At 72.6% G+C, this 18,907-nt stretch carries 16 protein-coding genes; 6 read left to right on the top strand and 10 right to left on the bottom strand.

Annotated features, from left to right (window positions below; genetic code table 11):
- Positions 1 to 33: 33 nt before the first annotated feature.
- The 4 genes from ftsE to ligA all read right to left on the bottom strand — a co-directional run bounded on the left by ftsE (position 34) and on the right by ligA (position 4,666).
- Positions 34 to 723, bottom strand: coding sequence for a cell division ATP-binding protein FtsE (gene ftsE, locus BMW78_RS06345; protein ID WP_091757571.1), 690 nt, complete (start codon positions 721 to 723; stop codon positions 34 to 36).
- A 175-nt stretch (positions 724 to 898) separates the two neighbouring features.
- Positions 899 to 2,014, bottom strand: coding sequence for a peptide chain release factor 2 (prfB, locus tag BMW78_RS06340; RefSeq protein WP_091757569.1), 1,116 nt, complete (start codon positions 2,012 to 2,014; stop codon positions 899 to 901).
- Positions 2,015 to 2,074: 60 nt separating this feature from the next.
- Positions 2,075 to 2,551 (bottom strand): mycothiol transferase, encoded by a 477-nt coding sequence (locus tag BMW78_RS06335; RefSeq protein WP_218144264.1) that lies wholly within the window; start codon positions 2,549 to 2,551, stop codon positions 2,075 to 2,077.
- A 15-nt stretch (positions 2,552 to 2,566) separates the two neighbouring features.
- Complete coding sequence (gene ligA, locus BMW78_RS06330) at positions 2,567 to 4,666, bottom strand: NAD-dependent DNA ligase LigA (protein ID WP_245735700.1); 2,100 nt, start codon at positions 4,664 to 4,666, stop codon at positions 2,567 to 2,569.
- 134 nt (positions 4,667 to 4,800) lie between these two features.
- Here ligA and BMW78_RS06325 point away from each other — a divergent pair, with 134 nt between their 5' ends.
- The gene (locus tag BMW78_RS06325) at positions 4,801 to 6,336 is read left to right on the top strand and encodes a long-chain-fatty-acid--CoA ligase (RefSeq protein WP_091757566.1); all 1,536 of its coding nucleotides are present in this window, start codon (positions 4,801 to 4,803) and stop codon (positions 6,334 to 6,336) included.
- Between the two features lie 39 nt (positions 6,337 to 6,375).
- Here the strand turns inward: BMW78_RS06325 and BMW78_RS06320 are convergent, their stop codons facing one another.
- Together BMW78_RS06320 and BMW78_RS06315 are read right to left on the bottom strand one after the other, a co-directional pair.
- Complete coding sequence (locus BMW78_RS06320) at positions 6,376 to 7,422, bottom strand: DMT family transporter (protein WP_091757564.1); 1,047 nt, start codon at positions 7,420 to 7,422, stop codon at positions 6,376 to 6,378.
- Between the two features lie 36 nt (positions 7,423 to 7,458).
- Positions 7,459 to 8,442, bottom strand: coding sequence for a uroporphyrinogen decarboxylase/cobalamine-independent methonine synthase family protein (locus tag BMW78_RS06315; protein ID WP_091757562.1), 984 nt, complete (start codon positions 8,440 to 8,442; stop codon positions 7,459 to 7,461).
- Between the two features lie 145 nt (positions 8,443 to 8,587).
- Here BMW78_RS06315 and BMW78_RS06310 point away from each other — a divergent pair, with 145 nt between their 5' ends.
- Positions 8,588 to 9,736, top strand: a complete 1,149-nt coding sequence (locus BMW78_RS06310) for an alpha/beta hydrolase (protein WP_177180290.1) — start codon at positions 8,588 to 8,590, stop codon at positions 9,734 to 9,736.
- Positions 9,737 to 9,837: 101 nt separating this feature from the next.
- On the opposite strand, the gene mnmA is transcribed toward BMW78_RS06310, so the two are convergent.
- Complete coding sequence (gene mnmA / locus BMW78_RS06305; RefSeq protein WP_091757559.1) at positions 9,838 to 10,923, bottom strand: tRNA 2-thiouridine(34) synthase MnmA; 1,086 nt, start codon at positions 10,921 to 10,923, stop codon at positions 9,838 to 9,840.
- Complete coding sequence (locus BMW78_RS06300) at positions 10,923 to 12,110, bottom strand: cysteine desulfurase family protein (protein WP_091757557.1); 1,188 nt, start codon at positions 12,108 to 12,110, stop codon at positions 10,923 to 10,925. Before BMW78_RS06300 ends, mnmA begins: the two co-directional genes overlap by 1 nt.
- Before the next feature lie 198 nt (positions 12,111 to 12,308).
- On the opposite strand from BMW78_RS06300, the gene BMW78_RS06295 reads away from it, so the two are divergent.
- The gene (locus BMW78_RS06295) at positions 12,309 to 13,793 is read left to right on the top strand and encodes a S8 family peptidase (protein ID WP_091757555.1); all 1,485 of its coding nucleotides are present in this window, start codon (positions 12,309 to 12,311) and stop codon (positions 13,791 to 13,793) included.
- Between the two features lie 207 nt (positions 13,794 to 14,000).
- On the top strand, positions 14,001 to 14,387 hold the full coding sequence (locus tag BMW78_RS06290; protein ID WP_091757554.1) for a hypothetical protein: 387 nt from the start codon (positions 14,001 to 14,003) through the stop codon (positions 14,385 to 14,387).
- Positions 14,388 to 14,531: 144 nt separating this feature from the next.
- Here BMW78_RS06290 and BMW78_RS06285 read toward each other — a convergent pair whose 3' ends face one another.
- Together BMW78_RS06285 and BMW78_RS06280 are read right to left on the bottom strand one after the other, a co-directional pair.
- Positions 14,532 to 15,491: an electron transfer flavoprotein subunit alpha/FixB family protein gene (locus BMW78_RS06285; RefSeq protein ID WP_091757553.1), complete on the bottom strand. Its 960-nt coding sequence runs from the start codon at positions 15,489 to 15,491 to the stop codon at positions 14,532 to 14,534.
- A gap of 29 nt (positions 15,492 to 15,520) precedes the next feature.
- Positions 15,521 to 16,303, bottom strand: coding sequence for an electron transfer flavoprotein subunit beta/FixA family protein (locus tag BMW78_RS06280; RefSeq protein ID WP_091757551.1), 783 nt, complete (start codon positions 16,301 to 16,303; stop codon positions 15,521 to 15,523).
- A 240-nt stretch (positions 16,304 to 16,543) separates the two neighbouring features.
- Here BMW78_RS06280 and BMW78_RS06275 point away from each other — a divergent pair, with 240 nt between their 5' ends.
- Positions 16,544 to 17,320, top strand: coding sequence for a class I SAM-dependent methyltransferase (locus BMW78_RS06275; protein WP_091757549.1), 777 nt, complete (start codon positions 16,544 to 16,546; stop codon positions 17,318 to 17,320).
- Positions 17,321 to 17,345: 25 nt separating this feature from the next.
- Positions 17,346 to 18,872, top strand: a complete 1,527-nt coding sequence (locus tag BMW78_RS06270; RefSeq protein WP_091757547.1) for a 1,4-alpha-glucan branching protein domain-containing protein — start codon at positions 17,346 to 17,348, stop codon at positions 18,870 to 18,872.
- Positions 18,873 to 18,907: the final 35 nt, after the last annotated feature.

Here is an 18,907-nt window from a genome sequence, read left to right as displayed (position 1 = left end):
ATGCCGGGTGGTCGGGTCGTCGTGGGGCGCCGGTCAGCGCGCGGCGCCGTAGACGCCCTGGTTCTCGTCGCGGATGACCTCGCCGTTGTCGAGCTCGACCACCCGCTTGCGCAGCTGGTTGACGATGTCGTCGTCGTGCGTGGCCATGACGATCGTGGTGCCGGTCCGGTTGATCCGGTCGAGCAGGCGCACGATCTCGAGGCTGGTGGTGGGGTCGAGGTTTCCGGTGGGCTCGTCGGCGAGCAGGATGGCCGGCTTGTTGACGAACGCGCGGGCGATGGCGACGCGCTGCTGCTCACCGCCGGAGAGCTCGTGCGGCAGGCGCTTCTCCTTGCCCTGCAGCCCGACCATCTCGAGCGTCTCGGGGACGACCTGGCGGATGGCGTGGCCGGAGCGGCCGAGCACCTGCAGGGCGAAGGCGACGTTCTGGTAGACGGTCTTGTTCGGCAGCAGGCGGAAGTCCTGGAAGACGGTGCCGATCTCGCGGCGCAGGCGCGGCACCTTGCGGTGCGGCAGGCGGCCGAGCTCGTGGCCGGCGACCAGCACCGTGCCGCGGGTCGCCTGCTCCTCACGCAGGGCCAGCCGCAGCAGGGTGGACTTGCCGGAGCCGGACTGCCCCACCACGAAGACGAACTCGCCGCGGTTGACCTCGAGGTTGATGTCGTGCAGCGCCGGCCGCGACGAGCGCGGGTAGACCTTGGTGACGTTCTCGAAACGGATCATGCGGCAGGGAGGCCTTCGCGGCTGGGGGACGTCGACGACGAGCCACGCCCGCCTCCGGCCTCACGACACCGGCGGACGCGCGTGGCGCACCGTCGAGGATAAGTCGCGGTTCCGCCCAAACCCGGCAGCCGAGGACCCTCGGCGTTGCGAACCGGCCGACCGGCCGAGGCGCGGGTCAGGCGTTCGCCTTCTCCTGCTCCTTGCGCCAGCGGATGCCGGCCTCGATGAAGTCGTCGATGTCGCCGTCGAACACCGCGCTGGGGTTGCCGACCTCGTGCTCGGTTCGCAGGTCCTTGACCATCTGGTACGGCTGCAGGACGTAGGAGCGCATCTGGTCGCCCCAGCTGGCCTTGACGTCGCCGGCCATCTCCTTGCGCTCGGCGGCCTCCTCGGCCTTCTTCTGCAGCAGCAGGCGCGACTGGAGCACGCGCAGGGCGGCGGCCCGGTTCTGGATCTGGGACTTCTCGTTCTGCATCGAGACCACGATTCCGGTGGGGATGTGCGTCATGCGGACCGCGGAGTCCGTGGTGTTGACGCTCTGGCCGCCCGGGCCCGAGGAGCGGAAGACGTCGACCTTGATCTCGTTCTCGGGGATCTCGATGCTGTCGGTCGACTCGATGAGCGGGATGACCTCGACGGCCGCGAAGCTCGTCTGGCGGCGGCCCTGGTTGTCGAACGGGCTGATTCGCACGAGGCGGTGGGTGCCGGCCTCGACGGAGAGGTTGCCGTAGGCGTAGGGCACGTTGACCTCGAAGGTGACCGACTTCAGGCCGGCCTCCTCCGCGTAGGAGGTGTCCATGACCTTGGTCGGGTAGCCGTGACGCTCGGCCCAGCGCAGGTACATGCGCAGCAGCATCTCGGCGAAGTCGGCGGCGTCGACCCCGCCGGCTCCGGACCGGATGGTGACGACGGCCTCGCGCTCGTCGTACTCGCCGGACAGCAGGGTGCGGACCTCGAGCTCTCCGAGGGCCTTCTTGATGGCCACGAGCTCGCGCTCGGCCTCGGCCAGGGTGTCGGCGTCGCCGCCGTCCTCGGTGGCCATCTCGACGAGCGCCTCGAGGTCCTCGACCCGGGCGTCCATGCCGACCACGCGGTCACGCTCGCTGTTGGCCCGCGACAGGGCGGAGGTGATCTGCTGGGCCTTCTCGGGGTCGTCCCAGAGATCGGGGGCCGACGCCTGCGCCTCCAGGTCCTTGATCCGGGCCTGCAGGGTGTCGAGGTCGGTCACGCCGCGGACCGAGTCCATGGTCGCGCGGAGCTCTTTGATCTCTTGGGTGAAGTCGACTGCCACGAGGCACAACACTACGGCAGCACGGCCCCCTCCCCCGAACCGGCGACCGCCGAGCAGCCGTCAGGCGGCCGGCCCGGACGCCCCGGCACGGAGGACGTCGCGGGTGATCTCCAGCTGCCCGCGGTGCTGGGCGAGCTCCTCGTAGACGTGCAGCAGCACGGAACCCTGCGTCGCGACGATGGCGCGGTCCCGGTCGTCGCCGAGGCCCCCGGGTGGGTTGGCGGGCGGTCGGTCGACGTCCGCCGCCGCGAACCAGTCCGCGAGGTCGGACCGCAGCGCGTCCGTGCGGGCGGCGAGGTCGGCCACGGGCCCGGTGGCCGTGAACTCGGCGTCGCGGTCACGCGGCACCACCCGCCCCAGGTTCACGCTCGAGGCCCAGTACCCGCACACGCCGAGGCAGTGCGTGAGGATCGCGAACGGGCTGTTGGCACCGGGCAGGTCGGGGCGCCGGTTGGCGAGCTGGTCGCGGAGCTCCACCACCATGTCCCGCATCGCGACGAGCGCCTCGTCGCAGTACCGGAGCAGATCGTCGCGCACTGTGCCTCCTTCTCTTCAGGGCCGGCCGGTCTCGAGCAGGCGCACGAACCCGGCCTCGTCGAGGATGGGCCGGCAGAGCTCGCGGGCCTTGTCCTCCTTCGACCCGGCGTTCTCCCCGACCACGACGTAGTCGGTCTTCTTCGACACCGACCCGGCCGCCTTGCCGCCGCGGGCCAGGATGGCCTCCTTGGCCTCGTCACGGGAGAAGCCCTCGAGCGATCCGGTGACCACGACGGTCAGGCCCGAGAGCGTCTGCTCGACGGACTCGTCGCGCTCGTCCTCCATGCGCACGCCGTCGCTGGCCCACTGCTCGACGATGTGGAGGTGCCAGTCGTTCTCCGGAAGGTCGAACCACTCGCGCACCGAGTCGGCGATGACGCCGCCGACGCCCTCGACGGAGGCGAGCTCCTCGCGGCTGGCGGCCCGGATGGCGTCCATCGAGCCGAAGTGCTGGGCCAGCGCCCGGGCGGCGGTGGGGCCGACGTGGCGGATGGAGAGGCCGACGAGCACTCGCCACAGGGGCTGCTCCTTGGCGGCCTGCAGGTTGGCGACCAGGCGCTTGCCGTTGGCGGAGAGCACCCGGCCCTCGACGACCTCCTCCGGCGGGTCGGTCCTCTTCGCCGCACGGGTGTAGATGGGTACGCGGGCGATGTCCTTCTCGGTCAGCCCGAACAGCGTGCTCTCGTCCTCGATGACGCCCGACTCGAGCAGCGCGATGGACCCCTCCCAGCCCAGGGCCTCGATGTCGAAGGCGCCGCGGCTGGCGAGGCCGAAGACCCGCTCCCGCAGCTGTGACGGACAGGAGCGGGAGTTGGGGCAACGGATGTCCTTGTCACCCTCCTTCTGCGGCGCGAGCTCGGTGCCACAGGAGGGGCAGTGGGTCGGCATGACGAACTCGCGCTCGGTGCCATCGCGCAGGGCGACCACAGGTCCGAGGATCTCGGGAATGACGTCACCGGCCTTGCGCAGCACCACGGTGTCGCCGATGAGCACGCCCTTGCGCTTGACCTCGTGGGCGTTGTGCAGCGTGGCCATCTCGACGGTGGACCCGGCCACCAGCACGGGCTCCATCACCCCGAACGGAGTGACCCGGCCGGTGCGCCCGACGTTCACCTGGATGTCGAGGAGCTTGGTGTTGACCTCCTCGGGCGGGTACTTGTACGCGATCGCCCAGCGAGGGGCCCGCGAGGTCGAGCCGAGCGCGCGCTGCACGGCGAGCTCGTCGACCTTGACGACGATGCCGTCGATCTCGTGCTCGACGCTGTGCCGGTTCTCGCCGAAGTAGGTGACGAACTCCTGCACCTGCTCGATGGTGTCGAGGACGCGGTAGTGCGAGGAGACGGGCAGCCCCCACTGGGCGAGCAGCTCGTAGGCCTGCGACTGGCGGGTCAGCTCGAAGCCCTCGCGGTAGCCGATGCCGTGGACGAGCATGTGGAGCGGGCGGCTGGCCGTCACCCGGGGGTCCTTCTGCCGCAGCGACCCCGCGGCGGAGTTGCGGGGGTTCGCGAACGGCGCCTTCCCCGCCTCCACGAGGGAGGCGTTGAGGTCGGCGAACGCCTCGATGGGGAAGTAGACCTCGCCGCGCACCTCCACCCGGGCGGGGTGGTCGGAGCCGGCGAGCCGGTGCGGGATGTGCTCGATGGTGCGGACGTTGTTGGTGACGTCCTCCCCCGTGCGCCCGTCACCGCGGGTGAGCGCCCGCACCAGCCGGCCGTGCTCGTAGAGCAGGTTGACGGCGAGGCCGTCGATCTTGAGCTCGCTGAGGAAGTGGAAGTCGTCGCGGCCGGCGTCGCGGGTGACCCGCGCGGCCCAGGACGCCAGCTCCTCGGGGCTGAAGCAGTTGTCGAGGCTCAGCATCCGCTCGAGGTGGTCGACCGCGGCGAAGTCGGTGGAGAACGTGCCGCCGACCTGCTGGGTCGGGCTGTCGGGCGTCCGCAGCGAGGGGTAGGCCTCCTCGAGCTCGGTCAGCCGCCGGATGACCCCGTCGTAGTCCGCGTCGCTGATCGTCGGCGCGTCCTTGACGTAGTAGTTGAACTGGGCCTCGGCGGCCTTCTGGGCCAGGTCGACCCACTCGTGGTGGAGCTCCTGCGGCACCTCGCTGACGATCTCGCTCACGGGCCCATCCTGCCGCAGACCGCCGACACCGACGCGGACAGCGACACCGACACGGATGTGTACCGATTGGTAGCGCAGGCGGAGGTCAGCAACCAAGATGGGGCGCAGAGTCAGCGCCGACCCAAGGAGCCCCGATGACCAACCTCGCCACCGACCTCGTCGCCACCGCCCGGGAGTACCCGGACCGGCCGGCGATCAAGTTCGCGGGCAACGACATCAGGTACGGCCAGGTGCACGCGATGGCTGCCAGGGTGGCCGGGCAGCTTCGCCAGGCGGGCGTCGAACCGGGCGACCGGGTGGCGGTGATCCTGCCCAACGTGCCGGCCTTCCCGGTCGTCTACTACGGCATCCTCCTCGCGGGCGGCATCGTGGTGCCGATGAACCCGCTGCTCAAGGCGGGGGAGATCGACTACTTCTTCACCAACTCCGGCGCGAAGGTGGCCTTCGTCTGGCCGGACTTCGTCGACGAGGCGGTGGAGGGCGCCGCCGGCTCCGGCACCCGGGTCGTCCCGTGCGGGCCGATGGGCCCCGCGGAGGGGACGCTCGAGGACGGCGAGGCGGTCACCGAGCCGGTGGACCGCGCCGACGACGACACGGCGATCATCCTCTACACCTCCGGCACGACGGGGCGCCCGAAGGGTGCCGAGCTGACCCACAGCAACATCCACCTCAACGCCTGGCGCAGCGCCAAGGACATCCAGGGCATCGACCCGAACGACGTCGTCATGGGCTGCCTGCCGCTCTTCCACGTCTTCGGGCTGGTCGTCGGGCTCAACGCCGCGGTCATCGCCGGCGCCGCCCTGGCTCTCATCCCCCGCTTCGACCCGGCCGCGGCCATCAAGGTCATCAACGACGAGTCCGTCACGATCATGCTCGGCGTGCCGACGATGTACCACGCGATCCTCAACCACCCCGACTCGGACTCGATGGACGCGACGCACCTGCGGATCTGCTGCTCGGGGGGCTCGGCGATGCCGCTGGAGGTCATGAAGGCGTTCGAGCAGAAGTTCGGCTGCATCATCCTCGAGGGCTACGGCCTCTCCGAGACCTCGCCGGTGGCGTCGTTCAACATGCCGGGCCGTGAGCGCAAGCCCGGCACCATCGGCGTGGCGATCCCCGGCTGCGAGATGAAGCTGGTCGACCTCGACGGCAAGGACGTCGCCCCCGGCGACGGCGTCGGCGAGATCGCGATCCGCGGCGACAACGTCATGAAGGGCTACTGGCGCAACCCCGAGGCGACCGCCGAGGCGATCCCGGACGGCTGGTTCCGCACCGGCGACCTCGCGACCGTCGACGAGGAGGGCTACTTCACGATCGTGGACCGCAAGAAGGACATGATCCTGCGCGGTGGCATGAACGTGTACCCCCGGGAGGTCGAGGAGGTGCTCTACCAGCACCCGGACGTGCTCGAGGCGGCCGTCGTCTCAGTGCCCGACGACATGCTCGGCGAGGACGTCGGCGCCGCGGTGGCGCTCCGGCCGGGTGCGACCGCGACGACCGAGGACATCAAGGCCTTCGTCAAGGACCGCATCGCCGCCTACAAGTACCCGCGCCACATCTGGCTGGTCGACGAGCTGCCCAAGGGCCCCACGGGCAAGATCCTCCGCCGCGAGGTGAAGGCCCCCGAGAAGGAGGCCGCAGCGGAGCAGAAGGCCGCCAGCGAGGGCTGAGCTGAGCCCGGCGCTCGGCTGGGCCGAGCCCGGCGCCCGTCAGCCGGCGGCGGCGTCGGGCTCGGAGTGCTCCACTTGGCGCTCCACCGGGCGCTCCACCGGCGCGGCCGCCCGGGACCGGCGCCGGGCCGGCAGGCCGATGACGACCGCGGAGGCGAGGACGACGCCGGCACCGAGCACCTGGGGCCACGCGAGGCGCTCGTGCAGAAGGGCCACACCGAGCACGACGGAGACCACCGGGATCAGGTAGGTGACGGTGCTGCCCACGGTGGCGCCGGCGGCGCGGACGACGTCGAACTGCAGGGTGTAGGCCAGCCCTGTGCCGACCACACCGAGGGCCACGACGGCGACCAGCGGCCAGACCGCGGAGCCGCTCGTGGCGTCGGGCCGCACCGACCACGGCGCCGAGACGGTCTCGCGGTGCAGCAGCCACCAGCCGAGCAGGACGAGCACGATCTGCGCCGACGAGGCGAGGAGCTGCGCGGTCGGCATCGCCAGGCCCCCGAGGTCGGCCTTGGACAGGTTGCGGCGCACGTAGGTCCAGCCGAGGCCGTAGGAGGCACCGGCCACCAGCGTCATGGCGAAGCCGACCGGGTCGGGGCGGCCCACGGCCTGCCACGGCTGCAGGATGACGAGGACGCCCACGAAGCCGGCCAGCACGGCGGCCAGCTTGCGGCCCGGGAGCCGCTCGCCCGGCAGCAGGAGCAGGGAGAACAGCACCGTCGCGAGCGGGGTCGTGGCGTTGCCGATGCCCGCGAGCGCCGAGGAGACCCGCTCCTCGCTGGCGGCGAAGAGCGAGAACGGCAGCGTCCCGAGGAAGAAGCCGGTCACCATCAGGTGGCCCCAGATCGCGCGCCCCCGGGGCAGCGAGCCCTTGGTGAGGCGGAGCAGCAGGAGCAGCGTCGAGCCGCCGGCCAGGATGCGCAGCCCGGCGATCTGCAGCGGCGCCAGCGAACGCAGGCCGAGCTTCATGAGCAGGAAGCTCGACCCCCAGATGCCCGCGAGCAGCAGGAACTTCACCTGCCACGGCACCCGGCCCACGCGGACCGACGGGACCGGCAGGACGGGGGTTGTGGCGGTGGTCATGGGCTCCTCGACTCTCTGCTCACCGGTGGGGGCCGGTCAGCCCTCTGCGCGTTCGGACAGTTCTCTGGCCACCTCGACGGCCGACCGTTGAACGTCGCGGGCCCCCGCAGGTGTGAGCCCGGCCAGTCCGCAGGCCGGGCTGACCACGATGTCAGCGAGCGCCGACAGCGGTAACCCCGTTCTCTGCCAGGCCTGCACGATCTGGCGCCACGCGCCCGCCGAGGTGCCGCTGCCATCGGTGGGCAGGCACCCGGCATACAGCGTGGTGCCTGCCTCGACGGTGGCGGCCACGGACTCCCAGCGGGCCGGCGTGAGCGCCGTGGTGTCGATGGCGAGGGCACCCGCCCCGGTGGAGCGCAGCAGCGGCAGCGGGGCGTCGGGCGCGCAGCAGTGCACCACGGTGGGTCGCTCCCCCGCCGCGGCCAGGACCTCCTCGAGCCCCTGCCGGGCGACCTGCGGGTCGACCGGGCGCAGGTGCCCGTAGCCGGAGGCCGTCGGCAGGCGGCCGGCCAGCACGGCCGGCAGCGACGGCTCGTCGACCTGGAGCACGAGCTGCGCGCCGGGCACGAGGCGCTCGACGTCGGCCAGGTGGCCCCGCACGCCCTCGGCCAGCGACCCCGTCAGGTCGCGCACCGCGCCCTCGTCGGCGAGGGCCCGCTCGCCCCGGTGCAGCTGGAGGCTCGCGGCGAGGGTCCAGGGGCCGGCGACCGCGAGCTTGAGCTCGCCCTCGTAGCCGTCGAAGACCTCGGCGAGGTCGTCGAGGTCGCGCCGCCAGAACGACGCCGTGCGCCCCGCGTCGCGGCCGGGGCGGTCGACGAAGCGCCAGCCCGAGGGCTGGAGGTCGACGGTGAGGTCGACGAGCAGGCCGGCTGCGCGGCCCACCATGTCGGCCCCGGGACCCCGTGCCGGTGCCTCGGGGAGGTACGGGAGCCCCTCCTCCGCGAGCAGCCCCTGCACCGTCCGCAGCGCCTCGCGCAGGTCGGTGCCGGGCCAGGATCCGATGCCGGTTGCGCGTGTCACGCCCTGACCCTAGTCGCGCGTGCCACGCCCTGAACCCCGCGGTGCCGTGCAGCAGGTTCTCAGCCGACATCCAGCGTCCTCCGAGCGGGTCGACCTACCGTTGACACATGACGGCAGCGTCCGCACTGCGCTCCGGTGGCACCCCGTGTCACTGACCGGCGGCGCCTTCCTCGGGCTGGTCATCGCGCTGACGGTCCTGGCCTTCCTCGTCGTCGTCGCGGAGTGGCCGGCGCTGGCCGGCCCCAGCCCCGGGAAGGTCGCGGCCAGGGTGGGGACGCTGCTCGTGGTCAACGCCCTCGTGCTGCTGACGGCCGCCACCCAGCTCAACGCGCAGTACCTCTTCTTCGCCGACTGGACCGACCTCAAGGGAGCGCTGACGGGCACCGTCACCACCACCGGACTCAAGCGAGGAGGCAACGCCACGCAGGCCGGGCGGGCCACGGTCCACGGTCGGGCGGCGAAGGCCGCTTCGACCCTGCCCCCGCTGCCCGCCGGGGCGTCGTCGGCCCAGCCGATCTCCTACACGGTGCACGGCCCGGCCAGCGGGATCGTCAACACGGTCATCGTCCAGCTCCCCCAGGGCTACACCGCCGCGGCGAACGCCGGCACCCGCTACCCGGTGATCGAGACCTTCCAGGGGTACCCCAGCTCGCCCAGCCGCTGGTTGGCGTCCGACAGCATGAACCTGCCGACCGTGATGGACCAGAAGGTCGCGGCGCACGAGATCGCCCCGGCCCTCATCGTCTCGCCGCAGGTGGAGATCCCCCGTGGGTTCGACACCGAGTGCGTCAACGGCCGCCCCGGGCGGCCGCAGCTGGAGACCTGGCTGACGGTCGACGTGCCGAACTGGGTCGCCAAGACCTTCCGGGTGCGCACCGACCGTGGCTCCTGGGCCGCGATGGGCCTGTCCACCGGCGGGTGGTGCGCGGCGATGGCCAGCATGCTGCACCCCGCCCAGTACGGCGGGGCGGTCGTGCTCGGCGGCTACTTCCGGCCCGAGTTCGGCCTGTACGAGCCCTACCCTCCCCAGAGCGCCCTGGCCCGCCGCTACGACCTCGTGGCCCTCGCGCGTCGCAAGCCACCGCCGGCCGCGATGTGGCTCGAGACGTCCCACGCGGACGCCACGTCCTACAGCTCGAGCGCAGCCTTCCTGAAGGCGGCACGCCCCCCGCTGGCGATCGAGGCCGTCGTCCTGCGGCACGCCGGTCACCGGGTCGGCATCTGGCAGGCCCTGCTGCCCTCGACGCTCACCTGGCTGGGGAAGACGCTGCCGGGCTTCGCGCCGAAGCCCTAGCGCGGGCACGGGTATGCCGCTCGCCCACCCCAGCGGCGCCCTCACCCGCCGCCCGAGCGGCGCCCTTACCGGACGCCCGCGCGGCAGGCGCGGCATACCGGTCAGCGCTCGAGCGTCGCCGCGCCGATCGTCGCGGAGCCGACCACGCGGGTCCCCTCGTAGAGCACCACGGACTGCCCGGGCGCGACGCCGCGGACCCGCTCGGAGAGCCGCACCTCGACGCGGTCGCCGTCGGCCCAGGCGGTGGCCGGTACCTCCTCGCCGTGGGCACGCACCTGGGCGCCGACCTCGATCACGCCCTCGGGAGCCGGTCCGCACCACCGGGCGTGGTCGCCGGTGAGGGCGTTGACCCCCAGCAGGTCCGCGGTGCCGACGACGACGGTGTTGGTGCGGGCGTCGACGTCGACGACGTAGCGGGGCTGCCCGTCCTGGCTGTGCCGGGGCAGGCCGAGGCCGCGGCGCTGGCCCACGGTGTAGCCGTAGGCGCCGGCGTGCGCACCCACCACCTGGCCGGACCCGGCGTCGACGATGTCACCCGGCTGCTCGCCGAGCCGCTCGGTCAGCCAGCGTCGGGTGTCGCCGTCGGCGATGAAGCAGATGTCGTGGGAGTCGGGCTTGGAGGCGACGTAGAACCCGCGATCCTTCGCCTCCTCCCGCACCTGTGGCTTGGTGCTGTCGCCGAGCGGGAAGAAGGAACGGGCCAGCTGCTCGGCGGTCAGCACGCCGAGCACGTAGGACTGGTCCTTGGCGGGGTCCACCGCGCGGTGCAGCTCACGGCCGCCGTCGGGCCGCTCCACGACCTGGGCATAGTGCCCGGTCGCGACCGCGTCGAAGCCCAGCGCGACCGCCTTGTCGAGCAGCGCGGCGAACTTGATCTTCTCGTTGCAGCGCAGGCACGGGTTGGGGGTGCGGCCGGCGGAGTACTCGGCGACGAAGTCCTCGACGACGTCGCGCTTGAAGCGGGCCGCCATGTCCCACACGTAGAAGGGGATGCCGAGCATGTCGGCCACCCGGCGGGCGTCGCCGGCGTCCTCGATGGTGCAGCAGCCGCGGGCGCTCTCGCGCAACGTGGCGGCGCTCTGCGAGAGCGCGAGGTGCACCCCCACGACCTCGTGGCCGGCGTCGAGCATCCGGGCCGCGGCGACCGCGGAGTCCACTCCCCCGCTCATGGCGGCGACGACGCGCATCAGCTCGCCATCCCCGAGGCGCGGCGGGCCCGCTCGACCGCCGCGGGCAGGGCGGCGAGGAAGGCGTCGACGTCGGCGTCGGTCGACGTGTGGCCCAGGGTCAGCCGCAGGGCACCGCGCGCCTCCTGCTCCGGGACACCCATCGCCAGCAGCACGTGGCTGGGCTGCGGCACCCCGGCCTGGCACGCCGAGCCGGTGGAGCACTCCACGCCGGCGGCGTCGAGCAGGTAGAGGAGCGAGTCACCCTCGCAGCCGGGCACCAGCAGGTGGGCGTTCCCGGGCAGCCGCCGGGTCGTGTCGCCCGGCTCCCAGGCCCCGCTCACGGTGATGCCGTAGCCGAGGCCGAGGGCGGTGGTGAGCAGCCGGTCGCGCAGCGCCGCCACGCGCACGGCCTCCTCCTCGAGGCGGCCGACGGACTCCTCGACCGCCACCGCGAACCCCCGGATGGCCGGGGTGTCGAGCGTGCCGCTGCGCACCTGCCGCTCCTGGCCGCCGCCGTGGGTCTGCGGCACCAGGGCCATGCTGCGCTTGACGACGAGCGCGCCGACCCCGAGCGGGCCGCCGACCTTGTGCGCCGTGACGGTCATGAGGTCGAGGCCGCTCTCGGCGAAGTGAACGGGCACGTGCCCGAGCGCCTGCACCGCGTCGCTGTGCACCGGTATGCCGTGCTCGTGCGCCGCGCGCACGATGTCGCGCACCGGCTGCACGGTGCCGACCTCGTTGTTGGCCCACATCACGCTGACGAGCGCCACCGAGCCGGGGTCCTCCTCGATGGCGGCCCGCACCGCGTCGGCGATGACCACCCCGCGGGCATCGGGCTCGACCCACGTGACCGTGGCGCCCTCGCGGGCGACCAGGTGCTCCACGCAGTCGAGCACCGCGTGGTGCTCGATGGCGCTGACGACGAGCCGGGTGCGTGCGGGGTCCTGCTCGCGTCGGGACTGGAAGGCCCCGGTGACGGCGACGTTGTCCGACTCGGTGCCACCCGAGGTGAAGACCACCTCGGAGGGGCGGGCTCCGATCGCCTTCGCCAGCCGCTCACGCGACTCCTCCACCACCCGGCGGGCCGACCGGCCGGAGGTGTGCAGCGAGGAGGCGTTGCCGACCACCGAGAGCTGCTCGGCCATGGCCGCGACGGCCGACGGGAGCATCGGCGTCGTGGCGGCGTGGTCGAGGTAGGCGGTCACCGGGCGAGTCTACGTCGCGGCGCGCGGGCGCCTGCGGCTGCCGACCGGTCCCGGATCCTCGTTGGCGGGCTGTTGTCCAGGGGTTGGCCAACCGTTGGCCGATCCCTGACCCGTCCAGCCGTAACCCGCCCCGGGGAGCCTCGTTGGCCCGGGCAGGCGACCGGCAACGACGCCGCCGCCGTTCCCCGAGAGGAAAGCATGCGCAACCTGAAGAGACCGGTCGCCGTGGCGGCCGCAGGCCTGACCCTCCTCGCCCTGGCCGCCCCCGCATCGGGATCGGTGCTGCCCGGCGGCGACGCCCTCAGCGGCGGTGTCCTCAGCGGAGATCGAGTGCTCGCCCCGGTGCAACCGTGGCTCTCCCGGCAGCTCGACGTGCTCGACGCAGCCACCCCGACCACGGTGCTCGTGCACGGCACCGACCTCGAGGCGGCCCGCAGCGCGGTGCGAGCGGCGGGGCTGACGACCAACACCACCTTCGACCGCATCGGCGTCGTCGTCGCGACGGGGCTGCCCGCGCAGGTGCAGCTGGTCCGCAGCCAGCCCGGGGTCACCTACGTCGAGGGCAACCAGCCCATCGCCTTCTCGCTCGCGACCTCCAACAAGGCGACCCGGGGTGACGAGGCGCGCAGCACCCTCACCGGGGCCGACGGCACCTCGCTCGACGGCAAGGGTGTCTCGGTGGCCGTCATCGACTCCGGCGTGGACCCGACCCACCCGTTCCTGCAGAACGCGGACGGCACCTCTGCCGTGGTCAAGAACCTCAAGATGGTGTGCGAGCCGCTGACGGAGAGCACCTGTGCGCCGGTCGACGCCGGCTCGGCCGACACCGACCTCGTCTCCGGCGGCGGGCACGGGATGCACGTCAACGGCATCGTGGCCGGTCGCGACGTCACCCTCTCGGACGGCACCAAGATGCACGGCGCGGCCCCGGGCGCGAGCCTGGTGAGCATCAGCACCGGCGCGGTCCTGTTCATCATCGGCGCCGACGCGGCCCTGAACTGGGTGCTCGAGCACCACGACGCCCCGTGTGGCGCGGGCGTGCCGGCGGCCCAGTGCCCGCCGATCAAGGTGACGTCGAACTCCTACGGCCCCAGTGGCGGCGGCGCGTTCGACCCGAACTCGGCCACCGTGAAGCTGCAGCGCGAGCTGGTCAAGGACGGCGTGGTGACCGTCTGGGCGAACGGCAACGACGGCGGTGACGGCTCGCAGAGCATGTCCAACCCGCCCGGCATGGACCCCACCCCGGGCATCATCAGCGTCGCGTCGTTCTTCGACCAGAACACCGGCACCCGTGACGGCACCGTCTCCGACTTCTCCTCCCGCGGCAAGAAGGGCGACCTGTCGACGTACCCCGACATCTCCGCGCCCGGTGAGGACATCACCTCCTCGTGCCGGGTCTACCTGCCGGTCTGCTCGACCGGGCTCGACCCGAAGGACGGCGGCGACTACAACACGATCTCGGGCACCTCGATGGCCACACCGCACATCTCCGGCATCGTGGCGCAGCTCTTCCAGGCCAACCCCTCCGCCACCCCGGCGCAGATCGAGGCGGCCATCGAGTCCACGGCGTACAAGTACGCCGACGGCGCCGCCTACGAGGGCGGTGACCCGAACGGCACGACGTCCTACGACAAGGGCCACGGCCTCGTCGACGTCGTCGCCGCGGCCGCAGCGGTGAAGTGAGAGGTTCCACCGCGGCACGGGCGAGGCGCGCGCGCCGCTGAGCCCGCGCGGAGGGGCGGTCCCGGAGCAGTGTCCGGGGCCGCCCCTTCCGGTGCGCCTCCGGGCGCGCGGGCGAGGCGGACGCCTGCGTGTCCCGCCCGCGCAACGCGCGCTTCCGCGAACCCAGCCCTAGCCTGAATGGCGACCGCCACCTCGGAGGAGGGGACCATGGCAGCCGAGCCGGCCGTCGCAGCACCCGTCAACGCGACCGTGACGACACCCGTCACCCGCGCACCCGTCGCACCCGTCACGGCACCGGTGAGCCCATCCGTCGGCTCCTCCGACGCCGTGGCAGACCGCCGACCCAACGCGTCGGCCTGGCGGTACGGGTTCATCTCCGCCGCCGCGCTGTGGGTGGCCCTGCTGCTCGTCCTCGTGACGATGGGCCGTCCGTTCACCGCCCTGACCTATGTCGCCCCGCTGGTCCTGGGCGGTGGCCTCGTCGCCCTCGTGGCGGCCCGGCTGCCCGTCCGGGTGCCGCCGGTGGCCTATCCCGTCGTGATCCTGGCTCTCGCCACCCTGCTCAACGCACCGGTGCTCGAGCTGGTCTTCTAGGACCCGCCGGGCCTCCTCCGGGGCGCCCGGAAACGCAAGAGCCCCCGTATGCCGTGTGCACGGCATACGGGGGCTTCTCGCACGGGGCGCTGCCCGGCAGCGGGCCGGACGCGAGCGCCTGTCGTCAGGTCAGCTCGCGTTTGGTCAGCCCCGTGCGGCCTTGACCGCGTCGGTGGCCTGCGGCAGCACGCTGAAGAGGTCGCCCACGACGCCGAAGTCGACGAGCTCGAAGATCGGCGCCTCCTCGTCCTTGTTGATCGCGACGATCGTCTTGGACGTCTGCATGCCCGCGCGGTGCTGGATGGCACCGGAGATGCCGCAGGCGACGTAGAGCTGCGGGGAGACCTGCTTGCCCGTCTGGCCGACCTGGCTGGTGTGCGGGTACCAGCCGGCGTCGACGGCGGCGCGCGAGGCACCCACCGCGGCGCCGAGGCTGTCGGCGAAGTCCTCGACCTTGGAGAAGTCACCGCCGGTGCCACGGCCACCGGAAACGACGATGGCGGCCTCGGTGAGCTCGGGGCGGCCGGTGGCCTCCTTGGGCTTGGACTCGGTGATCCGGGCGGTCTTGGCGGCGTCGGACACCGCCACCTCGACGACCTCGTCGGCGGCCGCACCCGCAGCCTCCTCGGGGGCGGCGGAGTTCGGCTTCACCGTGACGATCGGCGTGCCCTTGGTGACGGTCGCGGAGACCGAGTAGGAGCCGGCGAAGACGGACTGGGTGGTGAGCACACCGCCGCCGTCCTTCGGCTGCACGTCGACGGCGTCGGTCACCAGGCCCGACTCCGTCTTGATCGCGAGGCGGGCCGCGACCTCCTTGCCGGCGCTGTTGCTCGGGATGAGCACCGCGGCGGGCGAGGTCTTCTCGACGAGCTGGGCCAGCACCTCGGCCTGCGGTGCGACGAGGTAGTCGGTGACGTCGGCGGACTCGACGCGGTAGACCTTCTCCGCGCCGTACTTGGCCAGCGTCTCCTTGGCGGCGTCGAATCCGTCGCCGACGAAGACGGCGGAGGGCTCGCCGAGGCGGCGGGCGATGGTCAGCAGCTCGGCGGTCGTCTTGCGGACGGTCCCGTTGGCGTGGTCGACCAGGACGAGAACTTCAGCCATGTCTGTCTACTCCTTCTCTGCTGGTCGGCTCAGATGAACTTCTGCGCGGACAGGAACTCGGCGAGCTTGGTGCCACCGTCACCCTCGTCGGTGACGATCTGGCCCTGCTGGCGCGGCGGGCGCTTGGTGAAGGACTCGACCTTCGTCCAAGCGGCGTCCAGGCCGACCTGCGAGGCGTCGACACCGAGGTCGGCGAGGCCCCAGGTCTCGACCGGCTTCTTCTTCGCGGCCATGATCCCCTTGAACGAGGGGTAGCGCGGCTCGTTGATCTGGTCGGTCACCGACACCAGGGCCGGCAGCGACGCGACGATGGTCTCGGAGGCGGCGTCGCCGTCGCGGCGGATCGTCACCTGCTGGCCGTCGACGGTCAGCTCGGAGGCGAAGGTCACCTGGGGCAGGCCCAGGCGCTCGGCGAGCATCGCGGGGACGACGCTCATGGTGCCGTCGGTCGAGGCCATGCCGGTGAGCACGAGGTCGGCGTCGCCGATCTTCTTGATGGCCTCGGCGAGCACCAGCGAGGTGGCGACGGAGTCGGAGCCGTGGATGGCCTCGTCGTTGACGTGCACGCCCTTGTCGGCGCCCATCTGAAGAGCCTTCTTCACGGCGTCGGCAGCCTGGTCCGGGCCGACGGTCAGCACGGTGACCTCGCCCTCGCCGGCCTCGACGATCTTCAGGGCCTCCTCGACGGCGTACTCGTCGAGCTCGGAGAGCAGGCCGTCGACGCCCACGCGGTCAGTGGTGTTGTCGGACTCGTTGAACGTGCGCTCGGACTGTGCGTCCGGCACGTACTTGACGCAGACGACGATGTTCATGCGTGATCGTCCTCTTCCATGTGAGGGATGAACGGGTGGTGCTTGGTCGCCGACCATCCTTACAGGGGACGTGCGCAAACGACACGCCACGGTCGCGTGACGCTCACCACCAGCCCCGCAGGAACCCGGTCGGGCGTGCCGAGCGTCACGTCGTGCCGGGTCGACCGCGTCGCGTCGCGGCGCCACAGCGAAAGGGCCTTGGCCGCCCACCTACTCCGTCGACGGATACCGTGGGCCGCCATGACGTCGTCCCCGTCGCTGCCGCTCACCGGTGAGCGCACCGTGCCCGGGGTCGCGCACGAGAACTACTGGTTCCGTCGGCACGAGGCCGTGTATGCCGCCGTGCCCGGCCTCGTGCCCGGGCCCCCCACCGTCGTCGTCGACGCCGGCTCCGGCGAGGGCTATGGCGCCTCCCTTCTGGCGCAGGCCTTCTCGGGCGCGGCAGTCCTGGGAGTCGACTACGACACCGCCTCGTGCGCCCATGCCGTGGTCGCGCACGCCGGTCCGCGCACGGCATACGTGCGGGGGCTGGTGACGGCGCTGCCGGTCGCCACCGCGGCCGCCGACGTCGTCGTCTCGCTGCAGGTGGTCGAGCACATCTGGAACCCCGACGGGTACCTGCGCGAGCTGGCCCGGGTGTGCCGGCCCGGCGGCGTCGTGGTGCTGTCCACGCCCAACCGGCTGACCTTCTCCCCCGGCCTGGGCCGCAGGGAGAGGCCCGCCAACGTCTTCCACTGCCGCGAGTACGACGCCGCCGAGCTGGTGGAGTCGGCGACCCGCTGGGCCCCCGACCTGGCCGTCACCCACCGGCTCGGCCTGCACCACGGCCCGCGGCTGCGGGCGTGGGAACGTCGGCATGGAGCACTGCCGGCCGCCCTCGCGGCCGGGGACCCGCGCGAGTGGCCGGCCGCGCTCCACGAGGTCGTGGTCTCGGTGACGGCCGGCGACTTCGCGCGGTCGGCGGAGGGCGTCGACGACTGCCTGGACCTCGTGGTGGTGCTGCGGAAGAGGGCGTGACGACCGTGGGGCAGACTGGCCCCTTGTGACTGCCGCCGTGCCCGGGGCCTTCTGCCTCGTCCTGCACTCGCACCTGCCGTGGCTCCCCGGCCACGGGGTGTGGCCGCTGGGTGAGGAGTGGCTGCACCAGGCGTGGGGCGAGTCGTACGTGCCGCTGGTGGCCGAGCTCGACGCCCTGGCGGCCGAGGGGCACCGCAATGTGCTGACCCTCGGCGTCACGCCGGTGCTCGCCGCCCAGCTCGACCACCCGCGGATGCTCACCGACGTCGCGACGTGGGCGGCGTTGTGGGAGATGCGGACCCGCGAGATGGGGTTCGACGCCGACCCGCACCGCCGGGCCATGGCGGCCCACGAGTACCGCGCCGCCGCACGCACGCGCGAGCTGTTCGGCTCACGGTGGGCCGGTGGTGGCGCGCCGGTGCTGCGGTCGCTGCGCGACGCCGGGGTCGTCGAGCTGCTGGGCGGCCCGGCAGCGCACCCGTTCCTGCCGCTGCTCGTGCCGCAGGTGGCCGAGCAGGCACTGGAGGCAGGCCTGGACGACTCGCTGTGGCGCCTCGGTGAGCGACCGCGCGGGATCTGGTCACCGGAGTGCGGCTTCTCCCCCGAGCTGGCGCCGGCGCTGCAGCGCGCCGGAGTCGGGCACTTCGTCGTGGACGAGCAGACCGTGCGCGACGCGGGGGGCCACCCCGGGGCCGCCTGGCGGGTGCGTGGCAGCGACCTGGTCGCCGTCCCACGAGACCTGTCGGTCACCGACCTCATCTGGTCGTCCCGCAGCGGCTACCCGACCGCGGGCGCGTACCGCGACTTCCACGCACGCGAGCAGTTCACCGGCATACGGCTGTGGTCCGTCACCGGCCCCGGCGTGGACACGGCCGGCAAGGCCCCCTACGACCCGGCCGCCGCCGACGCGCAGGTCGACCGCGACGTCGCCGACTTCGTCGAGGCCGTGCGCCGCAGGCTGCTCGACCACGTCGAGGCGCAGGGGCGCCCGGGACTGGTCGTGGCGGCGTACGACACCGAGCTGTTCGGCCACTGGTGGCACGAGGGCCCGGTGTTCCTGGGGCGGGCCGTCCGGGCGCTCCGTGCGGCCGGGGTGACCGTGACGACCGTGGAGAAGGCGATCGGTTCAGGGCACGTCGCCGGCGAGCTCGACCTCGGGCCGGGCTCGTGGGGGGCCGGCAAGGACTTCTCGGTGTGGGACGGCCCGGCCGTGGCCGACATCGCCCGCGAGAACGCCTGGCTGCAGCTGCGCTGGCTCGACGTGCTCGCCGCGGAGCGCGACGCCGGCCGGCTGGACCGACGCCGGCCCGATCTCGACCAGCTGCTCTGCACGGTCTTCAACGCGCTGTCCAGCGACTGGGCCTTCCTCGTCACCCGGGGGCAGTCGGTCGACTACGCCCGACGCCGGGCCGAGGAGCACCGCCACGACGTGCACGCCCTGGCCCAGCTCATCGAGGACGGCCGGCACACCGAGGCGCTCACCGAGGCGGCCCGGCAGGCCCGCACCGACCGCACCTTCCCCGAGCTCGACGTCCGCACCCTGCGGGCCTGACGCACTCCGCCCGCCGTGTGTCGCACTGCCCACCA

The organism is Pedococcus cremeus (genome assembly GCF_900111375.1).
In the GTDB taxonomy this organism is placed as follows: domain Bacteria; phylum Actinomycetota; class Actinomycetes; order Actinomycetales; family Dermatophilaceae; genus Pedococcus_A; species Pedococcus_A cremeus.
This window is presented reverse-complemented; position numbering and strand designations above follow the sequence as displayed.

Coding starts and splice junctions, on each gene's coding strand:
- ftsE (WP_091757571.1), bottom strand. CDS start 723: ATGATCCGTTTCGAGAACGTCACCAAGGTCTACCCGCGCTCGTCGCGG.
- mnmA (WP_091757559.1), bottom strand. CDS start 10,923: ATGCGCGTCGTCGCCGCCATGAGCGGGGGAGTGGACTCCGCGGTCGCC.
- BMW78_RS06320 (WP_091757564.1), bottom strand. CDS start 7,422: ATGACCACCGCCACAACCCCCGTCCTGCCGGTCCCGTCGGTCCGCGTG.
- BMW78_RS06295 (WP_091757555.1), top strand. CDS start 12,309: ATGCGCAACCTGAAGAGACCGGTCGCCGTGGCGGCCGCAGGCCTGACC.
- BMW78_RS06290 (WP_091757554.1), top strand. CDS start 14,001: ATGGCAGCCGAGCCGGCCGTCGCAGCACCCGTCAACGCGACCGTGACG.
- BMW78_RS06285 (WP_091757553.1), bottom strand. CDS start 15,491: ATGGCTGAAGTTCTCGTCCTGGTCGACCACGCCAACGGGACCGTCCGC.
- BMW78_RS06280 (WP_091757551.1), bottom strand. CDS start 16,303: ATGAACATCGTCGTCTGCGTCAAGTACGTGCCGGACGCACAGTCCGAG.
- BMW78_RS06275 (WP_091757549.1), top strand. CDS start 16,544: ATGACGTCGTCCCCGTCGCTGCCGCTCACCGGTGAGCGCACCGTGCCC.
- BMW78_RS06325 (WP_091757566.1), top strand. CDS start 4,801: ATGACCAACCTCGCCACCGACCTCGTCGCCACCGCCCGGGAGTACCCG.